The organism is Streptomyces fulvorobeus (genome assembly GCF_013167895.1).
Taxonomy (GTDB): domain Bacteria; phylum Actinomycetota; class Actinomycetes; order Streptomycetales; family Streptomycetaceae; genus Streptomyces; species Streptomyces fulvorobeus.
In genome coordinates, this window is sequence record NZ_BLWC01000001.1 from 3,016,296 (window position 1) to 3,039,793 (window position 23,498).

Consider the following 23,498-nt stretch of genomic DNA (forward strand, 5'->3'; position numbering starts at 1 on the left):
CGCCGAAGCTAGCCGACCACGCCGGGCCCCGCCGTCACGTACGCCGCCGTCAAGGACCTCCCCCGGACCGGCGTCCGCCGGGAGCCGGCGGACCGTGGTGAGGGGCTCCCGCACCAGCACGGCAGCACCAATCCCCACCCGGCCGGTGGACGCTCCGCCCCCGACCGTCGAGGACAGGGGGCCGCGCCGGGAACAGTCCGCTCGGTCGGCGCGCTTGCAACCAAGGGACCGGCGCCGTACGGGCGGGGAGCGCGGAGACCGCGAGGTCGTCCGCCCCGCCAGGCCGCGGGCCCCGAGACCGCGGTACGCCCGCCGCGCACTCGACCATTGCGCAGTAGTTATGCAGGAGGACTGTTTTCATGACTGACCGGCCCTTGACACTCATGGCAGTACACGCCCACCCCGACGACGAGGCCACCGGAACCGGAGGGGTCCTCGCACGGTACGCGGCGGAAGGCATCCGCACCGTTCTCGTGACGTGTACCGACGGCGGCTGCGGTGACGGCCCGGGGGGTGTCAAACCCGGTGATCCCGGGCACGATCCGGCGGCCGTCGCCTTGATGCGCCGTCAGGAACTCAAGGCGAGCTGTGACGTCCTGAAGGTCAGCGATCTGGAGATGCTGGACTACGCCGACTCCGGGATGATGGGCTGGCCGAGCAACGACGCCCCTGGTTCCTTCTGGCAGACCCCCGTGGAGGAAGGCGCTCTCCGGCTTGCCGAACTCATGCGGCACTACCGGCCTGATGTGGTCGTCACCTATGACGAGAACGGCTTCTACGGCCACCCCGACCACATCCAGGCCAACCGCATCACGATGGCGGCGCTGGAGATGACCGCGCTGACGCCGAAGGTGTACTGGACGACGATGCCCCGCTCGATGATGCAGCGGTTCGGGGAGACCATGCGCGAGCTTCAGGAGGACATGCCGGAGCCGGATCCGGCCGAGGCCGCCGCGATGGCCGAGATCGGCCTTCCCGACGATGAGATCACCACGTGGGTGGAGACCACCGCGTTCAGCGGTCAGAAGTTCGACGCACTGGCCGCGCACGCCAGTCAGGGCGAGAACATCTTCTTCCTCAAGATGGGCAAGGAGAGGTTCGGCGAGCTGATGGGCATGGAGACCTTCGTACGCGTCAAGGACACCACCGGGGCCCTCGTACCGGAGAGCGACCTCTTCGCCGGACTGCGCTGATCCACCCGCCGCTACCGCCGCCCTCCCCCTCCCCACCGCTGCGGCGATGACCGGACCTCCCCGTCCGGTCCGGTCATCGCGTGGATCCGGTCAGAGCCAGGAGTCCCAGATGCCGTACGCCGTCGACCGGGTCGCGGCCTCGGTGCCCGAGGCGTCCAGGTGTACGACGCGGTAGTAGTACAGGCCGAGCCGGTCCTCGTGCACCGTGGTGTCCATCCACGCGGTAGCTCGCGAACCGGGAGCAGTCCCCGAGGCCGGAGCTCTCCGAGCAGCCGACGTACAGCTCCGGGTACTGGCCCTGGCGGACCTCGGTCCCCGTCCAGCCCTGCGGCCGGGTGTCGGGCAGGGTGACCTGGATCTCGGCGGGGTGCAGGACGTCGAGCGGCTCGTCGTCGTGCAGGAGCCGATCGTCGGTGGCAGCCACCTTGTAGACGTGCGTGGCGCCGTCCGGGACGGTCGGGCAGAGGATCTCGGTGCCCGCCAGGGAGCTGCCGGACCAGCAGTTCTCCTTCCAGACCGTCTCGCCGCTCTCCGGGTCCGTGATCCCCTGCCACACGTGGTAGCCGGTGACGTCGTCGTCGGCGGGCGGCGTCCAGGTCAGCCGGACGCCGAGCGGGACGGGTTCCGCGGCCAGGTTCCGCACCGGGGCGGGGCGCACGGTGTCCGGGGTGGTGTCCGTGGCGGCCGGGCCCGGCCGGGAGTCGCGCCCGTACCGGTCGGTCGTCACGACTCGGTACTCGTACGTCGTCTCCGACGCGCCCTGGACGTCCCAGCAGACACCGTTGACCTGCTTGCGCGCGGACCACGGGGCGGTGTCATCCGCCCAGGTCCAGTAGGTGTCCGGGGCTTCGAGCGGCTCGTCCCACGGGGTGAACGGCTTGCACTTGTCGGTGTCCCTCTGCCACTTCCGGCACTCACCCTCGACGCGCCGGCGGCTCCGGCGGCCTCGAAGGCCCCGACAGCGCTGACAGTTCGAGATAGGCGCGTTGGATGAAGCCGCCGGTGAACGCCGGGTTCGTATTGGCCAGAGCGGCCAGTGCCACGTCCGGCCGCGGGCTGAAACCGGCGAACACCGTGAAGCCCCGGGTTCCTCCGGAGTGGTGGTAGAGGTCGCGGCCGGGCCGGGGGCGGATGTTCCAGACCAGGGCGAGGCGTCGGCCGGTACGCGGCAGGGCGATGCGGGGTGTGGTGACCTCGGCGAGTGCCGTGCGCAGCGTGCCGGGGATGTCCGGTGGCGCCGCTGCGGGGTCGACGAGGGCGTCCAGGAGGGTGAGCAGGTCACGGGCGCCGGACCGGCCGGCTCCCGCGCCGGGCAGCGCGGGCAGCTGCCAGGCGGGTCGTGGCCTGCCGTGCCAGTAACCGGTGGCCTGGGGCTGGTCCGTGGTGCAGGTGGTACGGGTCAGGCCGAGCGGGTCCAGTACGCGGGCCGCGAGCAGCCGGGCGAATCCGTCCTCGCCCGGCCCGTGGGCGGCACGGGCGAGCAGGTCGCCCAGCAGGCCGACGCCGAGGTTGGAGTAGTGCACGCGCGTCCCGGGGGCGGCGCGGAGCCGGGTGCGGGCCAGGGCCCGGGAGAGGTCGTCGGCCGAGTAACCGGCGTACGGGTTGCTGAACCAGGCGGGCACGGCCCGGCACAGGAGGCCGGGCGGCAGCGACGGCAGGCCCGAGGTGTGGGTGGCCAGGTGGAGAAGGGTGGGGGGAGCGGCCCGCAGGCGCGGAGTCGCGGCGCGGGGCAGGAAGCGGGTGATCGGATCGTCGTACGCCACGTCCCCGTTCGCGACCATCTCGGCCAGCAGCAGGGCGGTGAACGTCTTGGTGAGCGAACCGATCTCGAAGCGGGTGCCGGGGCCGGCCGGGGTTCCACCGCGCAGCATGGTCTCCCCGGTGGCCAGAACGGCGCGTGTCGGGCCGCGCCGGACCGCGAGTGCCACGGCGCTCGCGCCGGGGGCGGCTTCGCGCAGGCGACCCAGCAGCTCGACCGCCCAGCGCGGGCCCTGCGGAGCCGCAGGGCCCGCGCTGGGCACCACGTCCGGGAGTGCGCGGGACGTCACCGCGCCTCCGCCGCCCTGCCCAGCGTGCGGGAGACCGCGAGGGTACCGGCGACCGCGGCCACCACGGCGGTGTGCTGGTGGTCGGAGAACCGCCGGTCGGGGTCGTCGGCGACCGGGTCGCCGTCGCGGGGCAGGAGACCGTCCGCGTGCTGTACCGCGGCGAGCCGCTCCCAGTCCGCCGCTTCGCAGTAGGGCTCCTGGAGGCAACAGCCGACGATCATCAGCTCGGCGACCAGGTCCCACTGCTGGATCTCGGCCCAGATGTCGATCCACACCGGCAGCCATGCGCGTACGTACGCGGTGAGGTCTTCGGGCAGCCCCGCGGGTCTGCCACCCCAGTCGGTGAGGTGGAAGACGGTGTGAGTGAGGCAGTAGCCGGTCATCCAGTCGATGAGCCAGGGCTCGGGGGTGCCGCCCAGCCAGGTGGCGCGGGCCAGCGCGGGCCAGTCGTACGCACGGTCGCCCTGGTCGAGGCCGATGACGCGGGCGGCGTTGGCGATGGCGAGTCTGCGGTTGGGCAGGACCTCCGCGCTCCGGACCGAGCGCAGGGAGGCGGTGTGGGTGAGCAGCCGCTCAAGGGGTTCGTGGCGGAAGCCGACGCGGGCGAAGGGCGCGTACGTCTCCAGCGGGTCGGTCATCATCGAGTGGCGCAGCAGCCGCTCGTACAGCATGTCGCCGTCCCCGAACTGCTGCCAGCAGAAGTCCAACAGCTCGCGTGCTGTGCGTAGTTCGGTGGTGCCCGCCACGGACTCCCGCAGCACGAGCGAGGCGGCGAGCGCCGCTTCACCGAGGGGTTTGTAGACGCTGTTCGGGTCACCGAGGTCGGCTGTGGTGTCGGCGGGCAGCCCGCCGCGCTCACGGTGGGTGTGGAGCCAGGACAGGGCCCGGGCGCTCACCTGATGCGCGGTCTGTGTCGTGGACGCCTTCATGAGGTCTCCGTTGCGAGCAGCCGCCCGGCGATGGCGACGTCGAGTGCGAGCCGGGGTCCGCCGCCGTGCAGTCGTAGGTGTTCGACCAGGGGTGCCGGGTCCAAGGGCACGGGCACGCTCTCGGCCTTGAGCAGGGCGAGCCAGCGTACGATCCGGGCGGCTGTGGGGAAGTCGCGGCGCAGGACGGCCCGGGTGGCGCCGCGCGCGAGGGCGAGCGGGGCGGCGCGGGCCGCGTCGTGCACCGGCCCTGCGAGACCGGGCAGGGCGAGCGTCGAGAGCTGGCCCATGCGTACGGACCACTGCCGCCAGTCGGTGCCGGGGCCTGTGGCGTCGGGACGGGTACCCGAACCGGCGTCGGCGAGGTCGGCGCCCGCGCCGGCGGCCGTGGCCTGGGCGATGTCGGCAAGCACCGGGGCTCCCGAGGGGCGCGGCGCGAGAAGACCCTCGTCGGCGCCACCGGGCCCGGCCGGTTCTGCGGGGTCCGCGCAGCGGGCGAGAAGCGCTGCCGTGGCCCAGTCCCGCCAGGCGACGAGCCAGGGCTCGGCCGCTCCTTCCGGTGGCGGGGGAGGTGGGCTCAGGGCGGGCGGGAACACAGCGAAGGACTGGGCGACGGCTGCCGCGTCCTGCGGGTGGAGCGCCGCGCCGCCGAGAAGGCAGGGGGCGAAGAGATCGGCACCGACGACGCGGATGGCCGCGAGTGCCGCTTTGGGGTCCTCGGCACGCTCGACGTGCTGCGCGACCATGGCCGTGCCCCCGATGCCCTGGAGGGCATCAAGGGCACGAGAAGCCAGGCCGGCCGCCGACTCGGCGTACGCGGTCTGCGACCGGTCGGGGCTCACTTGTCCTTCGGCTCCTTCGGCGACAGCAGGATGAGCAGCAGGAGAACGCCTGCCGCCTCGGGTGCGTATACCGGTGCACCGCTCAGTTCGGCCTCGGGCTCGACCATGACCGCGCCGAGTTCCGTGGCATCCGTCGGTGTGACGAGAAGCGGTGTGTGCTGAGCAAGCATGGTGCCTCCTCTTACAGAAGAACTACGTCGCCACCGAGTCCAGTGACGCCCACCCCTCGTCCACCTTAGGACACTTTGTCAGGATTCTCCCGGTCAGCGAAATGCCGTCCGCCGTCGCGCGCGATCTCCCCGCCGGGAGCGGCTGGACCGTGAAAGTTGAACGACACACCGCACCTTGAGGACCTTGAGGCCACCGCTGCGGCCACGCCGGTTCGCGCGGGCGGGCAGCGGCGCGCCGGGGGCGCGGGTGTCCGAGGTGGCACGCTCCCTGGGGACGGTGCCTGACGCTCGGTCAATTTCCTTGCGTGGTACGGGCGAGCGGGCCGACGCCGACCGGGGGCACGAGGAAGACGTTCAACTCACCGGGCCCGGCGGGTCGGTGAGTTGCGTATCACCACCCGCGTACGGGCCGGACGCGCGTCAGCCGGCCGGCAGTACTTCCACGCCCAGCGCCTTGATCTGCTCGATGACCGCGTCATGCGGATCGGCGTCGGTGATCAGGCCGCTGACCTTGTCCCAGGGCAGGACGCGGAACCGCGAAGCCGTGCCGATCTTCTCGGAGGAGGCGAGGATGTACGTGCCCGCCGCCCGCGCGGCCAGGGCGCGCTTCATCGCAGCCTCCTCCGCGTCTCCTGTGGTCGGTCCCGCCTCGGGGTGCACCCCGGTGACGCCGAGCAGGCAGAGGTCGGCGGAGACGTTCTGCGCCGCCTCGACCGCTGCGGCACCGCAGGTGACCGCCGAGCGCTTGATGACGCGGCCTCCGAGCAGCAAGATCTCCGCCTGCGGGTGGTCGAGCAGGGCCGCGGCGATCGTCGGACTGTGGGTGACCACGGTGCAGGCGAGGTCCCTGGGGAGCGCGTGGGTGACGGCGAGAGCGGTGGTGCCACCGTCGAGGATCAGCGCACCGCCCGGCCGCACGAGCCCGGCAGCCGCCGAGGCGACCTTCCGCTTGCCGCCCGGGGCCACGGCGTGCCGGGCGTCGTAGCCGACCACCGCGGGGGAGGCGGGCAGAGCACCCCCGTAGACGCGTTGGCACAGCCCCTCGGAGGCGAGATCGCGCAGGTCGCGCCGCACACTGTCCTCGGAGATACCCAGGTCGGCGGCGACGTCCTTGGCCACGATCTTGCCCTTGCGGGCGAGCAGACCGAGCAGGTGGTCGCGCCGTTCAGCAGCCAGCATGCACATTTCCTCCTGTTCGTGCACGTTGATGCATATAGCGTAGCGGGAGGGCAAGACGGTCCTGATCCAGCAATGAGCGGCCCTGGACGCCCCCTTGGCTCCGACGGCCGCGTAACTCCACCACGACCGCCCGTTGTTGACCGATCGTTCTGCATTGGCTTACTGTCCCTGGTGTGGCCAGGACCAAGGAGTTCGATCCGGACGCCGCGCTCCAGTCAGCCCTTGAGCTGTTCTGGCGGCGGGGCTACGAGGCGACGTCGATCGCCGACCTCGTCGAGCACCTCGGCATCGGCCGCGCCAGCATCTACGCCACCTTCGGCAACAAGCACGAGCTGTACCTGAAGGCCCTGGACAGGTACTCGGAGGGGCGCGATCCGCTGCTCTTCGCCGAGTTGTCCCGGCCGGGGCCCGCGCTGCCCGCCGTACGGGCGACCGTACGGCGCTTCGCGTCGGAGGCCGCCACGGGTGAGAGGCGGTCGCACGGCTGCCTCATCACCAACACGGCGGCCGAACTGGCCCCGCACGACCCCGCGGCGGCCCGGCGGGTCGAGACCAGCTGGGAGCATATCGAGACCCTGCTGCGGTCGGCGCTCACCCGGGCCCGCACCCAGGGCGAGCTGCCCGAGGACCGTGATCCGCGCGCGCTGGCCCGCATGCTGCTCGTCCTGCTGCAGGGCATACGCGTCGTCGGCAAGGCGTCCAGCGATCCCGGCCGGGTGCGGGACGCCGCCGAGCAGGCGCTGACCCTGCTGGACTGACGCCTGCCCCACCGCATTCACGGAGCTCTTTCGTATGGGCTCATATTGGACCGATCGATCTAGTATATGGAGGGGCATGACCGCCGGAGGAACCACCCAACCCCTCGACGCACGACACCGATACGCCTTCGCCCTCCTCGGAAGCGTCCAGGCCACGCTGATCTTCACCCTCGCCTCGATCGCCGTCCCCCTGCCCCTCATCGGGCGGGAACTCGGGTTACGCCGGCCCGATCTGATCCTGCTCAGTGCCTCGTACGGGCTGACCTTCGCCGGGCTGCTGCTCCTCGGTGGCCGCCTCGCCGACCGCTACGGCGGGCGGCGCGCCCTCACCGCAGGACTCGTCCTCCTCGCCGCCGCCTCGGCCGCCGCCCCTTCGCTCCCGGTCCCGGGACGCTGCTCGCGGCCCGCCTCGCCCAGGGCGCCGGCGCGGCGCTCGTCGCCCCCGCCGCCATGGCGGTGCTGCGCGTCGTCCACCCCGCCCCCGCCGCGTACGGCAGGGCGATGGCCACCTGGGGCGGACTCTCGGTACTCGGCGCGACCTCGGGCAACCTGCTCTCCGGGGTCATCGTGGCGTGGTTCTCGTGGCGCTGGACCTTCGCCGTACCGCTCGTGGTCGCCGCCACCGCCCTGGCTCTCGCCTCCCGGTGGCTGCCGCACACCACTCCGGACCGGAACCGCGCCCTCGATCTGACGGGTGCTCTGCTCGCCACCGCCGGAATCACCCTCGCCAGTTACGGACTCGTCGTCACCGACGTCCGGCCCTGGTCGTCGGCCGGCGTGCTGCTGCCGCTGCTCGGCGGGGCCGTCCTGATCGCCGCGTTCCTGTACACCGAGCACCGCGCCCCCGACCCGCTGCTGCCCATCCGCTTCCTGTTCGACCGGCGAAGGGCCCTCGCCCTCACGGCGATCGCGTTGAGTGCCTGCGGCACCGCGATGACCTTCGTGGTCCTCTCGCTCCACCTCCAGCAGACCCGCGACTGGTCGGCGCTGCGGACCTCGGCCGCTTTCGTACCGTTCGCCCTCGCACTGATCGCCTCGGGCCGGACGGCGGGGCCGCTGATCGACCGGTACGGGGCCCGAGCCGTCACGACCGCCGGGCTCGGCACCGGCGGGGCCGGGCTCGCCCTCCTCGCGGCCACCGCGCTCCATGCGCACATCCCGTACGCGTACGGGCTGCTGCCGGGTCTCGTGCTACTGGCGGCCGGCACCGCGGCCTCCTTCGGCGGAGCCGCCGTGCTCGCCACCGAAGGCGTACCGCCGCGGCAGACCGGACTCGCGGGCGGAGTGCTGAACAGCGCGATGGAGCTCGGCCCCACCGTCCTGTTCGCCCTGCTGCTCACGCTCGGCGGTGACGCCTTCTCCCTGGCCGCGACCGGGTGTGCGCTCGCCCTCGCTGCCCTTCTGCACCACCGCGCCACCTACCCCACCCCATAGAGGAGTTGCCCACCATGAACCGTTTCCCCGGCAGAACCGTGCTCGTCACAGGTGCGGGCTCAGGACTCGGCCGCGCCATCGCACTCGCCTTCGCCGCCGAAGGCGCCTCCGTGGTCGCCGCGGGCCGCACGGCGGCCTCCCTGGAGGAGACGGCCGGCCTCATCGAGGCGGCCGGCGGTACGGCTGCCGCCGTCACCACCGACGTCACCGACTCCGGCCGGCTCCACGACCTCGTACGTGAGAGTGTCAGCCGCTTCGGCGGACTGGACATCGCCGTCAACAACGCCGGGATACTCCGGGGGACCGTGCCTGCGGGAGAGGTGAGCGAGGCGGACTGGGACGCGGTGCTGCGGACCAACGTCACCGGCGTCTGGCTGGCCATGAAGCACGAGATCGCGCACATGAAGGAGAACGGCGGCGGGGTCATCGTCAACATCGCCTCCAACCTGGGCGCGCACCTGCGGATTCCACACGCCTCGGCGTACATCACGTCGAAGGCGGCGGTCTCCGCGCTGACCCGCGCCGCCGCTCTCGACCACATCCACCAGGGCATCCGCATCAACGCGGTCAGCCCGGGCGCCGCCGCCGCCCCCATGTCGCTGCGGCCCGGCGAGACCGAGGCCGACCGGGCCGAGCGCGTGCAGTCGGAGAACCCGCTCGGCCGGGTCGCGGAGGCCGAGGAGGTGGCGGCCGCCGTGCTCTACCTCGCCTCGTCCGCTGCCGGCTCGGTGGTCGGCACCGACCTGGTCATCGACAGCGGCTCGTCGGCCTGACGCCGCCGTTGCGGGCCGGCGTGATCCGGCGCCATGTGCGCAGGGTGCGCAGGGTGCGCAGGGTGCGCAGGGTGCGCAGGGTGCGCAGGGTGCGCAGGGTGCGCAGGGTGCGCAGGGTGCGTCGGCACCATCCGCGCATGGTGCCGACGCGCGACGGGCCGGGACCTTCGCCGCCGCTGCCCGGCGACGACCGCCCGGACGCACGCGGGCGCATCGCCGCCGCCCGCCGAGAAGTCCGCAACTCCTCCTCATGTTCACACTGATGAACAGAAATCATCGGCGCGACCGTTGACGCGGTCACAACACCAGCTCTAGCGTCGATGGAAAGCGCTTGCTATCCCCGACGACGGGATTTCGCTTCGGGCCGCCCGTTCACGTACCCGAACCGGCCTCCGTCACCGTCCCCCACCCGGAGCGGCCCCCGCCCTCCTGCCGGACCGGCTCCTGACCAGACCGGCCAACCCCCACCTGGAGACGAACGATGCATCTGAAACCCGCCCTCGCATGCGCCGGCCTGTTGGCCGGCACACTCGTCGCGCTGTCCGGCAACTCCGCGCAGGCCGCCACCGTCCGCTACGAGGCCGAGGTCTCACCCGCCGTCTGCGGCGGCGCCATCGAGTCCGAGTGGGGCGGCTACTCCGGCAGCGGCTTCTGCAACGCCGCCAACGCGGTGGGCGCCTCCGCGGGTTTCACCGTGAACGCCGCCGCCGCGGGGACCGCCACGGTCCAGGTGCGCTTCGCCAACGGGACCGCCACCGCACGGCCGGCGAACGTGACGGTCAACGGCTCGGCGGCCGGGTCCACCTCCTTCGAGTCCACCGGGGCCTGGGCGACGTGGTCGACCAGGACACTCACCGTGCCCGTGCGGGCGGGCAGCAACACCATCCAGTTCAGCCCGACCACCGCCGCCGGACTGCCGAACGTCGACTACGTCGACGTGGACGTCCAGTCGGGCGGCACCACTCCCCCGCCGGCCGGCTCCGCGCTGTACGTGGCCCCGAACGGCACCGACAGCGCTGCCGGGACGGAGGCCGCCCCCACGACGCTCACCTCGGCCCTCACCCGCGTCCCGGCCGGCGGGAAGATCTACCTGCGGGGCGGGAAGTACGCGCTCGCGCAGACGGTCACCATCCAGCCGGGCAACAGCGGCACCGCCGCCGCGCCCAAGGAACTGTCCGCCTACCCGGGCGAGACTCCGGTGCTCAACTTCGCCGCCATGGCCGAGGACCCCGCCAACCGGGGGCTCGCGGTGAACGGCTCGTACTGGAACATCGAGGGACTCGTCGTCGAGCACGCAGGTGACAACGGGATCTTCGTCGGTGGCAGCAACAACACCATCGAGCGCACGGTGACGCGCTTCAACCACGACACCGGCCTGCAACTCTCGCGGATGGCCTCCACCACTCCGCGCGAACAGTGGCCGTCCAACAACCTCGTCCTCAGCGCCGAGTCGCACGACAACGCCGACTCCGACGGCGAGGACGCCGACGGGTTCGCCGCGAAGCTCACCGTCGGGTCCGGAAACGTCTTCCGGTACGCCGTGGCGCACAACAACATCGACGACGGCTGGGACCTCTACACCAAGACCGACACCGGACCCATCGGCGCGGTGACCATCGAGGACTCCCTCGCCTACGAGAACGGCACACTGAGCGACGGCACCCAGAACTCCAGCGGTGACCGCAACGGTTACAAGCTCGGCGGCGAGGACATCAAGGTCAACCACATCGTCCGGCGCAACATCGCCTACGACAACGGCAAGCACGGATTCACGTACAACAGGAACCCCGGCACGATGACGGTGTCCGGCAACATCAGCATCGACAACGCGGAGCGCAACTTCTCCTTCGACGCCGGCACCTCGGTGTTCCGGAACAACGTCTCGTGCCGGAGCGGCAGCGGCACCAATGACAAGACCGTGGGCGACGTCGACGGTACGAACCAGTTCTGGTCCGGTACGAACGGCTCCCGGTGCTCCTCGTACGCGGGCGCCCTGGCCTGGTCCTACACGGCGGACGGCCGCCTCGCCGTGACCTTCGGCGGCACCCGGGTCGCTCCGTAACCACTCCCGCGGCTCCGAGGCACCGGGCCGGTGGCGACCGTGCCCGGCGCGCGGGAGCCATCGGCGGGGTACGGAAGAAAGGCCCAGGCCACGGTGGCCTGGGCCTTGCGCCGTGCGTGCGTCGTGTGTGGGGGCGGGTCAGTCGTAGCTGAAGTCGCCCACCGTCCAAGCGCTGACCTCGTCGATCGAGACCCGGTACATCCCGCCCGTCTCCGGGATTCCCACGGTGCCCTGGAGAATCCGGGCGACATGGAAGTGCAGATGGGTGGGCGGGTCGTTCTTGCTGGTGGGGGCGGTGAAGATGCCCGAGAACTCGCCCAGTCGGGCCGAGTCCGTGAGGACCTCCGACACACGCTGCCGCCACACGGCCTCGGGCGCCAGCCGGCCGGTGATGACTGCGCCACCGGTGACCACGGTCAGGGACATCTGATTGCTTTGCCCGGACTCCACCAGAGCGGCGACGTCCACGAGCAGTTCGTCAGTCTTCGACATGGAAGCCGAGTCTATTAGCCGTGCTGCCGGGCGGCACGGCCCCCACCCCCTCCGCCGGGGACCGCCGGTCCGGCCCCAGCGTTCGAGCCCGATTACCTGCCCGTCGAACACGCAAAAACCTGTGCTGACCGAGGTAGACATTGCGCTTCCCCGTGACTATGGTTTCTCTCGTAGCCAAGATCGAAGAGCCCGGCAGGGACGAACTGCCGGTCAGCAGCAGACGTAGCAGTAGACGCAGTGCGGTGCGGTGGTGGAGCGTCGGAGCCAGGGTCTTCGCAGGAAGGCGACGGGGCTGACCACCGGACCGGGTGGCCCGCGGTGATCAGGGGCCACCACACGCAGGAGGTCCGGCAGTCGGGTCCTCCGCCCGGTCGGTACGTGGGGCGGCGGGACGGGTTGCCGGGCGAGGTGCACGCGGTTCAGGGTGCACCGACCGCATCACCGGGCCGGCAGGAATGGTCCGGCGGACATGTGACCCAGAGGGAACGAACGCCCAGAGGGAACGAACGGAGGATGCAGGCGCCATCAGGATCGCCCGGGCGGCGTGGACACGGCCCGGGTACCGCAAGACCCCGGAATGGAAGGTGGTCCCCGGTCAAGCAACCGCGATCCCCGCACTCCTGCCCTCCAGGGCGTGGCTGCGGAAACAGAAGGCCGGCGCAGCACTGAGGCCGGCAGATGGTGTTGAATTTCCTTCGGGGCCTTGGTGCCGTACGGCACCAAGGCCCCTCGACGCGTTCCCAGGAAGAGGTGCGGATGACAGCGGATAATGCGCTCGGCGGTCGGCTCGACGACGACGACTACCCGGCGTACACCATGGGGCGGGCGGCCGAGATGCTCGGCACGAACGCCGGTTTCCTCCGTGCCCTGGGAGATGCCCGGCTGATCACGCCGCTCCGCTCCGAGGGCGGCCACCGGCGCTACTCCCGGTACCAGTTGCGCATCGCGGCCCGCGCCCGCGAACTCGTCGACCAGGGGACCCCGGTCGAGGCCGCCTGCCGCATCGTGATCCTTGAGGACCAGCTTGAGGAGGCGCAGCGCATCAACGCGGAGTACCGCCGCACCACGGCGACGGCGCACGGGAGCTCCGGCTGAGCCGCAGGCGTCCGTCCGTTCGTCCGTTCGTCCACAGCGGGTGAGGCCGCCGTTCAGGAGCGGCCCGGCCTCACGCGGCAGGCTCGATCCGCCCGGGACGCGGCAGGCCCGGCCCCGGCCACCCGGCCCGAGGCCGCTCAGGCCCGGCCCGTCGCCGCCGGGCCGACGAGCTCCTCCAGTACGTCCTCCATCGTCACGAAGCCGATGACCGTGCCCTTGTCACCGGTCACGGCCGCCAGATGCGTGCCCTTCGCCCGCATCGCGGTCATGGTGTCGTCGAGCGGGGTGTCGATCTCGACGCGGATGACGGCGTGGAAGGCGCTCCTGGGAAGCGGCTGGGTCCGCTGGGTGACGCCGAGGGCGTCCTTGATGTGCAGGTAGCCCAGGATCTCGTCCCCCGGGCCGGTGACTGGCAGCCGGGAGAAGCCCGAGGTGGCCGCCGTGCGTTCCAGCTGCTGCGGGGTGATGTCGTGGCCGACCGTCACGGTCCTGTTGAGCGGGACCATCACCTCGCCGATGGGGCGGGTGCCCAGCTCCAGGGCGTCCCGCAGCCGTTCGCCGTCTGCCGGGGCGAGCAGGCCGGCCTCGCTGGAGTCCTTCACCAGCCGGACGAGCTGGTCGTCCGTGTAGACGGACGTCACCTCGTCCTTCGGTTCGACGTTCAGAAGCCGCAGCAGGACGTTGGCGCAGGCGTTGATGCCGAAGACGAACGGGCGCAGCGCCCGGGTCAGCGCCACGAGCGGCGGGGCCAGCGCGAGCGCCGTCGCGGCGGGCGCGGCCAGCGCGATGTTCTTCGGGATCATCTCGCCGACCAGCATGTGCAGGTACGTGGCGAGGGCCAGCGCGATGACGAAGGCGATGGGGTGCACCAGCGCACCGGGCACGCCGATCGTCTCGAAGGGCGGTTCCAGCAGGTGGGCGATGGCGGGTTCGGCCACGGCGCCCAGCACCAGGGAGGAGATGGTGATGCCGAGCTGGGCGGTGGCCATGGCGGCCGACAGGTGTTCGAGTCCCCACAGGGTGCTCCGGGCGCGGGCGTCGCCCTTGAGGGACAGGGGCTCGATCTGGCTGCGCCGTACGGAGATCAGGGCGAACTCCGCCCCGACGAAGAACGCGTTGGTGAGCAGGGTGAACACGCCGATGGCGAGCTGGAGCAGGGTCATCGGGAGCCGTCCTCGACGAGCGGAGCGGGAACCGATGCCGGCGCGGTGACGCGTATCCGGTCGGCGCGGTGGTGTTCGACGTGGAGCACGGTCAGGTGCCAGCCCTCCACGGAGATCCGGTCGGTGGGCACGGGGATGCGTTCAAGCCGGGTCGCGACCAGTCCCGCCAGGGTTTCGTACGGGCCTTCCGGCACGTCGAAGCCGATGGATTCGAGCTGGTCGAGCCGGATGCTGCCGTCCGCGTCCCAGACCGCGCCCCCGTCCGCGGAGGGTGCGCCGGGCGCCAGGTCGGGGCGTTCGTCGGGGTCGTGCTCGTCGCGGACCTCGCCGATGACCTCCTCGACGATGTCCTCGACGGTCGCGACGCCCGCGGTGCCGCCGTACTCGTCGATGACGACCGCCATGGTGCGGCTCTGCCGCAGCCGTCCCAGGAGGGTGTCCACGGGCAGTGAGTCGGGGACGAGGAGCGGTGGTGTCGCCAGGTCGGTGACCGGCGTCCGGTGGCGCAGCGACTCGTCCAGTGCCAGTACGTCGCGGATGTGGACGGTGCCGATGACCTCGTCGAGGCTGTCGCGGTAGACGGGGAAGCGGGACAGCCCGGTGGCGAGGGTCAGGTTGGCCGCGTCCGCCGCGGTGGCGCCCGCTTCGAGGGCCCGGACGTCGACGCGCGGCGTCATGACGTTCTCCGCTGTCAGGTCGGCGAGGTGGAGGGTGCGGACGAACAGCTCGGCGGAGTCCTGCTCGATGGCGCCCTCCCGGGCGGAGTGCCGGGCGAGGGCGACGAGCTCCTCCGGGGTGCGGGCGGAGGCCAGCTCCTCGGCGGGTTCCAGGCCGAAGCGGCGTACGACACGGTTCGCGGTGTTGTTGAGGTGCCGGATCAGCGGGGCGAAGCAGGCGGTGAACGCCCGCTGCGGGCCCGCCACGACCTTGGCGACGGCCAGCGGGCTGGAGATCGCCCAGTTCTTCGGTACGAGTTCGCCGATCACCATCAGCACCACGGTGGAGAGGGCGACGCCCAGGAGGGTGGCGACGGCCGGGACAGCGCCCGGCGGGAGGCCGGCCGCCCCCAGGGGGCCGCGCAGGAGCACGGCCAGGGAGGGCTCGGCGAGCATGCCGATGACCAGCGAGGTGACGGTGATGCCGAGCTGGGCGCCGGAGAGCTGGAACGTGAGGCGCTTGGCGGCCTTGAGGGCGCTCTCCGCGCCGCGCTCACCAGCCTCGGCGGCCCGCTCCAGCTCAGCGCGTTCGATCGTGGTCAGGGAGAACTCGGCTGCGACGAACACCGCGCATGCCAGCGTCAGCGCGAGCGCGAGGAGGAGAAGGAGGACTTCGCTCACCGTGCCACCGCCGCCCTGCGACTCGACGGGGCGGGAATGGCACGGCTCGTACTGGGAGGCTCACCCATTGCGGGACCGGAGCTCCTTTTCGTCTCGGCCGGCGGTCAGCCGGTGAAGGTCTGGGCGGGTGCCCACGCCAATGGTAAAGGGACAGCAAAGCGATTATCCGTGGCCCCCGTCACAGGACGCGCTCCCGCACCCCTCACCCGTGCGGACACCTCACCGCGCTACCGTGCGCCGATGGCCGGGGCGATGCCCCGTGCGCGAGGAGAGGACGGATCGGCTCATGAGCCAGGCGGGCAACGGCGAACTGCGTCGGCGGCTCGGCGTGCGCGACGCCGTGGTCATCGGGCTGGGCTCCATGATCGGCGCGGGGGTGTTCACCGCGCTGGGGCCCGCGGCCCGGGCCGCCGGTTCCGGCCTGCTGCTGAGCCTGGCCCTCGCCGCCGTGGTCGCCTACTGCAACGCGACGTCGTCCGCCCGCCTCGCCGCCCGCTATCCCCGCTCCGGCGGCACCTACGTCTACGGCCGCGAGCGCCTGGGCGACTTCTGGGGCTACCTGGCCGGCTGGGGATTCGTCGTCGGCAAGACCGCGTCGTGCGCCGCCATGGCCCTGACGGTCGGCGCCTACACCTGGCCGGAGCGGGCGCACGCGGTGGCTGTCGCCGCCGTCGTGGCACTGACCGCCCTGAACTGCACCGGTGTGCGGAAGGCGGCCTGGCTGACGCGGACGATCGTCGCCTTCGTCCTGGCCGTCCTGGCCGCGGTCGTCACCGCGCTGCTCACCAGCGGCACGGCCCGGGCCGCCCGGCTCGATATCAGCGGCGACATCACGGTGAGCGGAGTGTTCCAGGCCGCCGGACTGCTGTTCTTCGCCTTCGCCGGGTACGCGCGCGTCGCGACGCTCGGCGAGGAGGTCCGCGACCCGCGGCGCACCATCCCGCTGGCCGTCCCCCTGGCCCTCGGCATCACCCTCGTCGTGTACGCCGCCGTCGCCGTGGCCGTCCTGGCCGTCCTCGGCCCGGACGGGCTCGCCCGGTCGGCCGCCCCGCTCGTCGACGCCGTGCACGCGGCGGGGGTGCCGGACCTGGCGCCCCTGGTGCGCGTCGGTGCGGCCTTCGCCGCCCTCGGCTCCCTGCTCGCGCTGATCCTGGGCGTCTCCCGGACCACGCTCGCCATGGCCCGCGACCACCATCTCCCCCGTACGCTCGCCGCCGTCCACCCCAGGTTCGGCGTCCCCCATCACGCCGAGCTGGCCGTGGGCGCCGTCGTCGCCGTACTCGCCGCGACGATCGACGTACGCGACGCCATCGGCTTCTCCTCCTTCGGCGTGCTCGTCTACTACGCCGTCGCGAACGCCGCCGCCCGCACCCTGGGCCCCGAGGAGGGGCGCCCGCCCGTGCCCGTACCCCTGCTCGGTCTGGCCGGGTGCCTCGCGCTCGCCTTCGCCCTGCCCCTCACCTCGGTACTCACCGGCGGTTCCGTGCTCCTCGCGGGCGCCGCCGTCTACGCGCTGCGCCGCCGGACCACCGCCTGACGGGCCACCGCCCCCGACTTGCCGGGCCGCCCTTTCCGGGGTTGGTTCGAGACAGGGGTACGTGGTTCCCGTCGTCCGTCCGGAGGTGAAGCGGCGTGCTGTTCACCGATCGCGCCGATGCGGGACGGCGGCTCGCCGCGGCGCTCCGCCACCTCGGGCGGGAGCGTCCCGTCGTCCTCGGCCTGCCGCGCGGCGGGGTACCGGTGGCCTTCGAGGTGGCCATGGCGCTCGGCGCCCCGCTGGATGTGATCGTCGTCCGCAAGCTCGGCGTCCCCTACCACCGCGAACTGGGGTTCGGCGCGATCGGCGAGGACGACGTCAAGGTCATCAGCGAGGAGATCGTCCGCCGGGCCGGGGTCACGGAGCGGGACCTCGCGTCCGTCGAACGCGCCGAGCAGGAGGAACTCCTGCGCCGGACCCGGACGTTCCGCGCCGACCGGCCCCGGGTTCCGCTGGAGGGCCGCACGGTGATCCTCGTCGACGACGGGATCGCGACCGGCGCCACGGCCGAGGCCGCGTGCGCGGTCGTACGGGCGCACGGGGCGGCGCGGGTGGTGCTCGCCGTCCCGGTGGCTCCGCCGGGTGCGGTCGACCAGCTGCGGACCAGGGCGGACGACGTGGTGTGCCTGCACCGGCCGCCCCTGTTCTCCGCTGTCGGCGAGTGGTACCGCGACTTCTCCCAGACCCCGGACGGGGAGGTCGTCGCCCTGCTGGCCCGGGCCGCGCACCGGGACACCGCGCCCCGCCGGGTCCGTACGACCGAGACCGAGGTCATGGCCGACGGCCTCGCCCTGGCCGGGACACTCGCCGTCCCCGATGACTCCGACGCCGTGGTGGTCTTCGCCCACGGCTCGGGAAGCAGCCGCCACAGCCCGCGCAACCGCGCGGTGGCGGCCGGCCTGAACCGGGCCGGGTTCGGCACCCTCCTCCTCGACCTGCTCGTCCCCGCCGAGGAGACCGACCACGCGTACGTCTTCGACATCGAGACCCTGGCCCGCCGCCTCACGCACGCCACGCTCTGGCTGCGGGAGCGGGTGGACGTGCCGGTCGGCTACTTCGGGGCGAGCACCGGAGCCGCCGCCGCGCTGCGTGCCGCGGCGGACCCCGAGGCGGACGTCGGCGCGGTGGTCTCGCGCGGGGGGCGCCCCGACCTGGCGGGGCCGTGCCTCACCCAGGTGCGCGCCCCCACGCTGCTGGTCGTGGGCGGCCACGACGAGCAGGTCCTCGCGCTCAACCGGCGGGCCCAGGCCGCCCTGCGCTGCGAGAACCGGCTGGAGGTCGTACCGGGCGCCACGCACCTCTTCGAGGAACGCGGCGCCCTGGACGCGGTCGCCGGGCTCGCACGCGACTGGTTCACCCGGCACCTGGTGCCGGGAACGACGGAAGACGGGTGACGACGGCGTACGGCAGGGGGTGGTCCGGCGGTCATATCTCACAGGCGCTCCGGCGGCCTCACCGCACAGCCGGTCCGGCGGTATCGCCTCACGGCATCAGCGGGTACGACGTACGCCCCGACGCCTCGTCTATCTCGTCGTGCGCCTTGGTCAGCAGCTTCATCGCCAGCTCGTCGAGGGCCCTGCCGCCCGCGATCTCCTCGCCCACCCTCGGCTGCCCGGCGTCACTGGGGTGACGGCTGGCATAACCGTGCGCGCGCATCTCGGTCCCGTCCGGGAGACGTACCATCGCGGCCGCCCGGGTGCGGTCGCCGTCCTCCTCGAACTCCAGCTCGATGTGCCATCCGACAACGGTCTTCAGCATGACGCTCACCTCCGGAAACCCCCTGTTTCCAGGGTGCTCCTGTTCCCCGCGGCCCGCAGCGGCATCGGCCACCGCCCCTCACCGGCCGCGCGCGAGGGAGTGATCACACCCGGTATACAGTGCGAAAACCAGTCCGTTCCATTAGGTGGGGGCCCCGCATGGCACTGTTCGGAAACGCGCACACGATCGACCCGGCGACAGCCCAGCAGGACTACGCCCGGCTGCTGGGGCCCGGCGAGCGGGTCAACGCCGCCTACCTCCTGATCCGCGACACGATCCTGTTCACCGACCGCCGGCTCATCCTCGTCGACAAGCAGGGGATCACCGGCAAGAAGGTGGAGTACCACTCGGTCCCGTACCGGAGCATCACGCACTTCTCGGTGGAGACGGCCGGCACGTTCGACCTGGACGCCGAGCTCAAGATCTGGATCTCCGGAACCCCCGCCCCGGTGCAGAAGACCTTCACCAAGGGCGTCGACATCTACGAGGTGCAGGCCATCCTGACGCAGTACGTGGCCAAGTAGGCCCCGCCTCAGCGCCGGGGCCGGCGCAGGTCCGCCACCGCCTCGCGGATGGCGGGCAGCTGCGCGTACAGCCCGTCGCCCGGGCAGCGGGTGAGGAAGCTGTCCCGGTGCCCCGAGACGACGTGGAGCGTGGCCGTGTGTCCCCTGGGGAAGCGGCTCTCGTCGTTCGTGGAGACCAGCCGTACCGTTCCTTCAGGATCGATCCCGGGGCGCAGCTTCCACGCGATCACCCGGGCGATCGCCGCCACGACCTCCTTCGGTACGGGCACCTCCGCCCCGAAGGTGCCGATCGCCGCGATCCCCACGCTGTCGGCGTTGAACCCCTTGGTGTGCGCGCCGCGCACCGGCCGTGTGATGCCACCGGCCCGGCCCTCGTAGATGGTCCCGCAGCGGTCGACGACGAAGTTGTAACCGATGTCGTCCCACCCGTCCTCCCTGACGTGGTTCGCCTGGATGCCGCGCAGCAGTTCCGGGGCGTCGGCGCAGTCGTAGCCGTTGGAGTGACCCGTGTGGTGGATGAAGGCGGCGCTCACCCGGCCGCTGTACGTCGCCGCGTGCCTGACCATGTCCTCGTCGGCATGCCAGGACGACCGGGGGACGATGTCGGGCTGCGGGGCCCCCGGAGGTGCCTCGGGCAGGGGAAGGGCTTCGGACGCGCCGAACCGCGCCGGGGCATCCCCCAGCACCAGGAATGCCAGCGGTATGAACACGGCACACAGCGCGAGCCGACGCGACCACATGGGCATACGTCCACCCTGCGGCCTGCCACGCCGGTCCGCAGCGGTGCCAGCCAACCGGGTGAGGGCAGGGTGAGACCGGCTCCGCACCGGACTACGGCCGACAGAACAGACCAAATGTGCTGTTTACGACAGTTCGCACCATTTCGGCCAATCGCCGCACCCGTCAGGAGGCGACCGCTTCCCTGCTCTCCTTGAGGAGCCGTTCGGCGCGGTGCGGCGACGTGTCCAGCCTCGACAGCACACCCGGTACGGCGTTGTTGGGGAGGAAGAGTTCGAACAGGGACGAGATCTCGCAGACCAGGTCCGGCGGCTCCGCCATCGACTCGGCGATCAGCTGGACCCCCGTCCACGCCCCGACGAAGAGCCGTGAGGTCACCTGGGGATCGACGTGCGGGAGCAGCTCTCCGCGCGCCTTGGCCTCGGTGAGGATCTGCGCGCCCAGCTCGATCCAGTCGGGCCAGCGGGTGCCGAACAGGCTCCGGGCGCGCGGGTCGACGGAGAGCCGGATCGAGGCGCTGAGCATCGGCTCCCGGGGCAGCCGGTAGGCGAGGAGCAGGGCTATGTCCACCCACTCCTGGAGCTTGAACGCCTGCGGTACGAGACCTTCGGCCGTCACCGCCTCCTGGAGAACTCCTCGCGCGAGCTCTTCCTTCGACGTGAAGTGGAAGTACAGTGCACCTCGGGTGAGTCCCGCCCGCTCCAGGATCGCTGCGATCGTGGCGGCGTCGTAACCGTGTTCGTCGAAGACCTCGGCCGCCGCCTCCAGGAAGACCCTGCGCGTGCGGATCGCCCGTTGCTGTCTGGCCAACTTGCGCTCCCTTGACCTCGTCTTTGCGCTACTTCAAAACAAACGGGTGAGCCGGTATTCTATCAGTGCGAGCATCATCACATTGCGCCACGTCCGGGGGATCGTGTCCGAAGCACCAGTACTGGGCGGCAGTTTGACCGCGGTGCCCAAGGAGATAGTCCACCTCAGGCGTGACGCCTCCGTGTTCGTCACCGACTGGGAGCGGCTGGGCCCGGCGCAGTTCGCGCTCTCCGCGCGCTGGCCCGCCACCGTCACCGCCCACGCGTACGACCCCCGGATACTCACCCAGACCATCCGGCAGAGCGGACTGGCCATCGCCCATGCCGCGTACGGCGTACCGCTCAGCCATCAGACGCTGCTCCATGACTTCGACTTCACTGTCCGGCCAGGCTTCCGGGTGCCCCACGACCGGCCCGCGGACCTGGAGATCGCCATAAGGGTCTCGGAGCCCACGCGCCGCGGGAAGAGCGTCAGTGGCCTCGGCATGGATGTTCACGTGACCCAAGACAACACCACCGTGGCGGTCGCCAATTCGGAGTTCGGCTGGATTTCGCCGGCCGCCTACTGCCGGCTGCGCGGTGACTACCTCTGCCGCCGCTGGAACGAATGGCCGCTTCCCGCTCCTGTCGCCCCCCGGACGGTCGGCCGCCTCACCACCGCTGACGTGGTGCTCTCCGCCACCGACCGCCCCCACCGCTGGCAGCTGCGCCACGACGCGGACAACCTCCTGCTCTTCGACCATCCCGTCGACCACGTCCCCGGACTGGCGCTCATGGAAGCCGGCTACCAGGCGGCGACGGCGCTCCTCTCCCCCGCCTCCTTCGAGCCCACCGGGATCGCCAGCAGCTACGAGCGGTACGTCGAGTTCGACCGCCCCTGCTGGGTGGAGGCCGAGGTGCTGCCGTCCCCCGCGCCCGGGTGCACCGCGGTCAGGGTGACCGGCACCCAGGACGACACCCAGGCGTTCCGCGTCGAGTTGAGCGGCCGGGTCACCTAGGCCGTACGTCCGGCGCCCGCCGTGTGCGTCCCGCCCGGTGGCGGCGTACGGCGCGGGCGCGGGACCGACGGCGTCCACCGGCCCCGCGCCCACGCTCCGGGTCACTGGTTGACGAACCCGCCGTCCACCGGCACGACCGTGCCCGTGAGGAACGGGCAGCGGTCGCTGAGCAGCCACGCCGCGGCCGCCGCGATCTCCTCCGGCTCGGCCGTACGCCCCTGCGGGGTGCGCGAGTTGACCATCTCCTCCAGGCCGGGGTTGCGCCCGAACCAGTCGGCGGTGATCTCGCTGCGCGTCGTACCGGGCGCGACCGCGTTGACCCGGATGCCCTGCCTCGCGTACTCGTCGGCCGCGGCCCGCGTCAGCCCGACCACCGCGTGCTTGGAGGCTATGTAGGGGGCGGCCGCGGGTATCGCCACCAGCCCCGCCACGCTGCTGTTGTTGACGATCGAGCCGCCCCCGCTGGTGAGCATCGCGGCGATCTCGTACCGGAGGCAGTTCCACACGCTTCGTACGTTGGTGTCCATGAGGGTGTCGTAGACGTCGTCCCCCATCAGGTGCATCGGCGTACGGTCACCGCCGAGCCCCGCGTTGTTGAAGGCGCAGTCCAGCCGTCCGTACGTCGACACGGCGAAGTCCACCGCCCGCGAGACGTCCGCCGCCACGGAGACGTCGGTGACCACGTAGGCCGCTTCCGCGCCGTTGCCGCGCAGCTCGGCGGCGAGCGCGGCCAGCCGCTCCTCGCGGCGCGCCGCCAGCACCACCTTGGCGCCCTCCTGGGCGAACACCCGGGCCGCCGCCGCGCCGATGCCACTGCTCGCCCCGGTGATGAGGACGACTTTGTCTGAGAGGAGATCGTTGCTCATGGGCGCAGTGTCGCAGGGCAGTTCGATACGGGCTCGGGCAGCCCCGCGTCTCCCCCGCGCACCGCGAGCCGCGGCAGCATCAACGACCAGAACTGGGTGAGCGCCCGGCAGGAGGACCACTCCGCGTCCGCGCGACCGAGGATGTCCGAGCCCACCACCGCCGCCGTGACCGCGGACACCGCGGCATCCGGCAGGACGTCCGCCGCCAGATGTCCGCGCTCACCTGCCAGGGTCAGCGTCGCCCGCACCCATCTGCGCCACTCCTGCCAGAGCGTGCCGCCCCCTGCCAGGTGGCGTCGTTGCCGAGCCCGAACGCGGCCCTCAGCACCACGTCCTGGGTGATCCGCCGGGCCAGCAGGTGCGAGGTGTCGACCAGCACCCGCAGGGGGTCGGGGTGGCTGGGCGGGCACGGCGCGATGATCACGCCCAGGGTCCGGGCCGCGGCCTCCTCGACCGCCTCCCCCAGCTCCCTCTTGCTGGCGAAGTGGAAGTGCAGGGCGCCACTGCTCACTCCGGCGCCGGCGCTGATACCGGAGAGCGAGGACAGCCCGAAGCCGCTCCGGCCGAAGGACTCGGCGGCTGAGCGGATCAACTCCTCGCGCGTACGCACCGCGCGGTCCTGCTTGGCCATCCTGAACGCTCCGAGGGCGTGGTTGAGGCTGGTCGGTACGGGCGGGGCCCGGCGGGCCGCCTGCACCCGTCCGCGCACCGCCGCCCACGCTAACAAACCGGTCGTATGGTTTCGCAGGGAGTCTTCTTCATCTGGCCGAAATTCTTCCCCGGCCCCGGCCTCCGA

Annotated in this window: 25 protein-coding genes and 1 pseudogene; 10 read left to right on the plus strand and 16 right to left on the minus strand. The window is 71.9% G+C overall.

Going from position 1 to position 23,498, the window contains the following annotated elements:
* Positions 1–359 precede the first annotated feature (359 nt).
* Positions 360–1,193 (plus strand): PIG-L family deacetylase, encoded by an 834-nt coding sequence (locus tag Sfulv_RS13590; protein WP_173313939.1) that lies wholly within the window; start codon positions 360–362, stop codon positions 1,191–1,193.
* 73 nt (positions 1,194–1,266) lie between these two features.
* Here the strand turns inward: Sfulv_RS13590 and Sfulv_RS13595 are convergent, their stop codons facing one another.
* The 6 genes from Sfulv_RS13595 to Sfulv_RS13620 form a co-directional block, all read right to left on the minus strand.
* Positions 1,267–1,920, minus strand: coding sequence for a hypothetical protein (locus tag Sfulv_RS13595; protein ID WP_246353110.1), 654 nt, complete (start codon positions 1,918–1,920; stop codon positions 1,267–1,269).
* A gap of 187 nt (positions 1,921–2,107) precedes the next feature.
* Entirely contained in the window at positions 2,108–3,241 is a 1,134-nt protein-coding gene (locus Sfulv_RS13600) for a serine hydrolase domain-containing protein (RefSeq protein ID WP_173313940.1), read from the minus strand.
* On the minus strand, positions 3,238–4,170 hold the full coding sequence (locus Sfulv_RS13605) for a DUF6895 family protein (RefSeq protein WP_173313941.1): 933 nt from the start codon (positions 4,168–4,170) through the stop codon (positions 3,238–3,240). The genes Sfulv_RS13600 and Sfulv_RS13605 overlap by 4 nt, the downstream gene beginning before the upstream one ends.
* Positions 4,167–5,009 carry a hypothetical protein gene (locus Sfulv_RS13610; RefSeq protein ID WP_173313942.1) on the minus strand — a complete coding sequence of 281 codons (843 nt, stop codon included), beginning with the start codon at positions 5,007–5,009 and terminating at the stop codon, positions 4,167–4,169. The genes Sfulv_RS13605 and Sfulv_RS13610 overlap by 4 nt, the downstream gene beginning before the upstream one ends.
* Positions 5,006–5,179 carry a hypothetical protein gene (locus Sfulv_RS13615; RefSeq protein WP_173313943.1) on the minus strand — a complete coding sequence of 58 codons (174 nt, stop codon included), beginning with the start codon at positions 5,177–5,179 and terminating at the stop codon, positions 5,006–5,008. The genes Sfulv_RS13610 and Sfulv_RS13615 overlap by 4 nt, the downstream gene beginning before the upstream one ends.
* A 420-nt stretch (positions 5,180–5,599) precedes the next feature.
* Complete coding sequence (locus tag Sfulv_RS13620) at positions 5,600–6,358, minus strand: DeoR/GlpR family DNA-binding transcription regulator (RefSeq protein WP_173313944.1); 759 nt, start codon at positions 6,356–6,358, stop codon at positions 5,600–5,602.
* Positions 6,359–6,531: 173 nt separating this feature from the next.
* Here Sfulv_RS13620 and Sfulv_RS13625 point away from each other — a divergent pair, with 173 nt between their 5' ends.
* From Sfulv_RS13625 to Sfulv_RS13635, 3 genes and pseudogenes are all read left to right on the plus strand, one after another.
* The gene (locus Sfulv_RS13625; RefSeq protein WP_173313945.1) at positions 6,532–7,116 is read left to right on the plus strand and encodes a TetR/AcrR family transcriptional regulator; all 585 of its coding nucleotides are present in this window, start codon (positions 6,532–6,534) and stop codon (positions 7,114–7,116) included.
* 76 nt (positions 7,117–7,192) lie between these two features.
* A pseudogene (locus Sfulv_RS13630) lies at positions 7,193–8,550 on the plus strand (MFS transporter).
* A gap of 14 nt (positions 8,551–8,564) precedes the next feature.
* Entirely contained in the window at positions 8,565–9,323 is a 759-nt protein-coding gene (locus Sfulv_RS13635; protein ID WP_173313946.1) for an SDR family NAD(P)-dependent oxidoreductase, read from the plus strand.
* Here the strand turns inward: Sfulv_RS13635 and Sfulv_RS13640 are convergent.
* Positions 9,298–9,462 (minus strand): hypothetical protein, encoded by a 165-nt coding sequence (locus tag Sfulv_RS13640; protein WP_173313947.1) that lies wholly within the window; start codon positions 9,460–9,462, stop codon positions 9,298–9,300. The two genes, Sfulv_RS13635 and Sfulv_RS13640, sit on opposite strands and share 26 nt — an antisense overlap.
* Before the next feature lie 342 nt (positions 9,463–9,804).
* On the opposite strand from Sfulv_RS13640, the gene Sfulv_RS13645 reads away from it, so the two are divergent.
* The gene (locus Sfulv_RS13645) at positions 9,805–11,385 is read left to right on the plus strand and encodes a right-handed parallel beta-helix repeat-containing protein (protein ID WP_173313948.1); all 1,581 of its coding nucleotides are present in this window, start codon (positions 9,805–9,807) and stop codon (positions 11,383–11,385) included.
* Positions 11,386–11,523: 138 nt separating this feature from the next.
* Here the strand turns inward: Sfulv_RS13645 and Sfulv_RS13650 are convergent, their stop codons facing one another.
* Positions 11,524–11,877, minus strand: coding sequence for a hypothetical protein (locus Sfulv_RS13650; protein ID WP_173313949.1), 354 nt, complete (start codon positions 11,875–11,877; stop codon positions 11,524–11,526).
* A 756-nt stretch (positions 11,878–12,633) separates the two neighbouring features.
* Between Sfulv_RS13650 and Sfulv_RS13655 the strand changes: the two genes are divergently transcribed.
* Entirely contained in the window at positions 12,634–12,972 is a 339-nt protein-coding gene (locus Sfulv_RS13655) for a MerR family transcriptional regulator (protein WP_173313950.1), read from the plus strand.
* A gap of 137 nt (positions 12,973–13,109) precedes the next feature.
* On the opposite strand, the gene Sfulv_RS13660 is transcribed toward Sfulv_RS13655, so the two are convergent.
* Entirely contained in the window at positions 13,110–14,135 is a 1,026-nt protein-coding gene (locus Sfulv_RS13660) for a hemolysin family protein (RefSeq protein ID WP_173313951.1), read from the minus strand.
* Entirely contained in the window at positions 14,132–15,472 is a 1,341-nt protein-coding gene (locus Sfulv_RS13665) for a hemolysin family protein (RefSeq protein WP_173313952.1), read from the minus strand. The genes Sfulv_RS13660 and Sfulv_RS13665 overlap by 4 nt, the downstream gene beginning before the upstream one ends.
* Positions 15,473–15,758: 286 nt before the next feature.
* On the opposite strand from Sfulv_RS13665, the gene Sfulv_RS13670 reads away from it, so the two are divergent.
* Both Sfulv_RS13670 and Sfulv_RS13675 read left to right on the plus strand, forming a co-directional pair.
* The gene (locus Sfulv_RS13670) at positions 15,759–17,009 is read left to right on the plus strand and encodes an APC family permease (RefSeq protein WP_173313953.1); all 1,251 of its coding nucleotides are present in this window, start codon (positions 15,759–15,761) and stop codon (positions 17,007–17,009) included.
* Between the two features lie 95 nt (positions 17,010–17,104).
* Positions 17,105–18,403 carry a phosphoribosyltransferase family protein gene (locus tag Sfulv_RS13675; protein WP_173313954.1) on the plus strand — a complete coding sequence of 433 codons (1,299 nt, stop codon included), beginning with the start codon at positions 17,105–17,107 and terminating at the stop codon, positions 18,401–18,403.
* Between the two features lie 88 nt (positions 18,404–18,491).
* On the opposite strand, the gene Sfulv_RS13680 is transcribed toward Sfulv_RS13675, so the two are convergent.
* Positions 18,492–18,767 carry a DUF1876 domain-containing protein gene (locus Sfulv_RS13680; RefSeq protein ID WP_173313955.1) on the minus strand — a complete coding sequence of 92 codons (276 nt, stop codon included), beginning with the start codon at positions 18,765–18,767 and terminating at the stop codon, positions 18,492–18,494.
* A 158-nt stretch (positions 18,768–18,925) separates the two neighbouring features.
* Here Sfulv_RS13680 and Sfulv_RS13685 point away from each other — a divergent pair, with 158 nt between their 5' ends.
* On the plus strand, positions 18,926–19,291 hold the full coding sequence (locus Sfulv_RS13685) for a PH domain-containing protein (protein ID WP_173313956.1): 366 nt from the start codon (positions 18,926–18,928) through the stop codon (positions 19,289–19,291).
* A gap of 8 nt (positions 19,292–19,299) precedes the next feature.
* On the opposite strand, the gene Sfulv_RS13690 is transcribed toward Sfulv_RS13685, so the two are convergent.
* Together Sfulv_RS13690 and Sfulv_RS13695 are read right to left on the minus strand one after the other, a co-directional pair.
* Complete coding sequence (locus tag Sfulv_RS13690) at positions 19,300–20,031, minus strand: peptidoglycan recognition protein family protein (RefSeq protein ID WP_173317829.1); 732 nt, start codon at positions 20,029–20,031, stop codon at positions 19,300–19,302.
* A gap of 163 nt (positions 20,032–20,194) precedes the next feature.
* A complete protein-coding gene (locus tag Sfulv_RS13695; protein WP_173313957.1) occupies positions 20,195–20,839 on the minus strand; it encodes a ScbR family autoregulator-binding transcription factor in 645 nt (214 codons plus the stop codon).
* 142 nt (positions 20,840–20,981) lie between these two features.
* On the opposite strand from Sfulv_RS13695, the gene Sfulv_RS13700 reads away from it, so the two are divergent.
* On the plus strand, positions 20,982–21,836 hold the full coding sequence (locus Sfulv_RS13700; protein ID WP_256668916.1) for a ScbA/BarX family gamma-butyrolactone biosynthesis protein: 855 nt from the start codon (positions 20,982–20,984) through the stop codon (positions 21,834–21,836).
* 101 nt (positions 21,837–21,937) lie between these two features.
* On the opposite strand, the gene Sfulv_RS13705 is transcribed toward Sfulv_RS13700, so the two are convergent.
* The 3 genes from Sfulv_RS13705 to Sfulv_RS30390 are packed head-to-tail and all read right to left on the minus strand — an operon-like array spanning position 21,938 to position 23,411.
* Positions 21,938–22,702 carry a glucose 1-dehydrogenase gene (locus Sfulv_RS13705; RefSeq protein WP_173313959.1) on the minus strand — a complete coding sequence of 255 codons (765 nt, stop codon included), beginning with the start codon at positions 22,700–22,702 and terminating at the stop codon, positions 21,938–21,940.
* The gene (locus Sfulv_RS30385) at positions 22,699–22,950 is read right to left on the minus strand and encodes a hypothetical protein (protein WP_256668917.1); all 252 of its coding nucleotides are present in this window, start codon (positions 22,948–22,950) and stop codon (positions 22,699–22,701) included. The genes Sfulv_RS13705 and Sfulv_RS30385 overlap by 4 nt, the downstream gene beginning before the upstream one ends.
* Positions 22,935–23,411 carry a TetR family transcriptional regulator gene (locus Sfulv_RS30390; protein ID WP_256668918.1) on the minus strand — a complete coding sequence of 159 codons (477 nt, stop codon included), beginning with the start codon at positions 23,409–23,411 and terminating at the stop codon, positions 22,935–22,937. The genes Sfulv_RS30385 and Sfulv_RS30390 overlap by 16 nt, the downstream gene beginning before the upstream one ends.
* Positions 23,412–23,498: the final 87 nt, after the last annotated feature.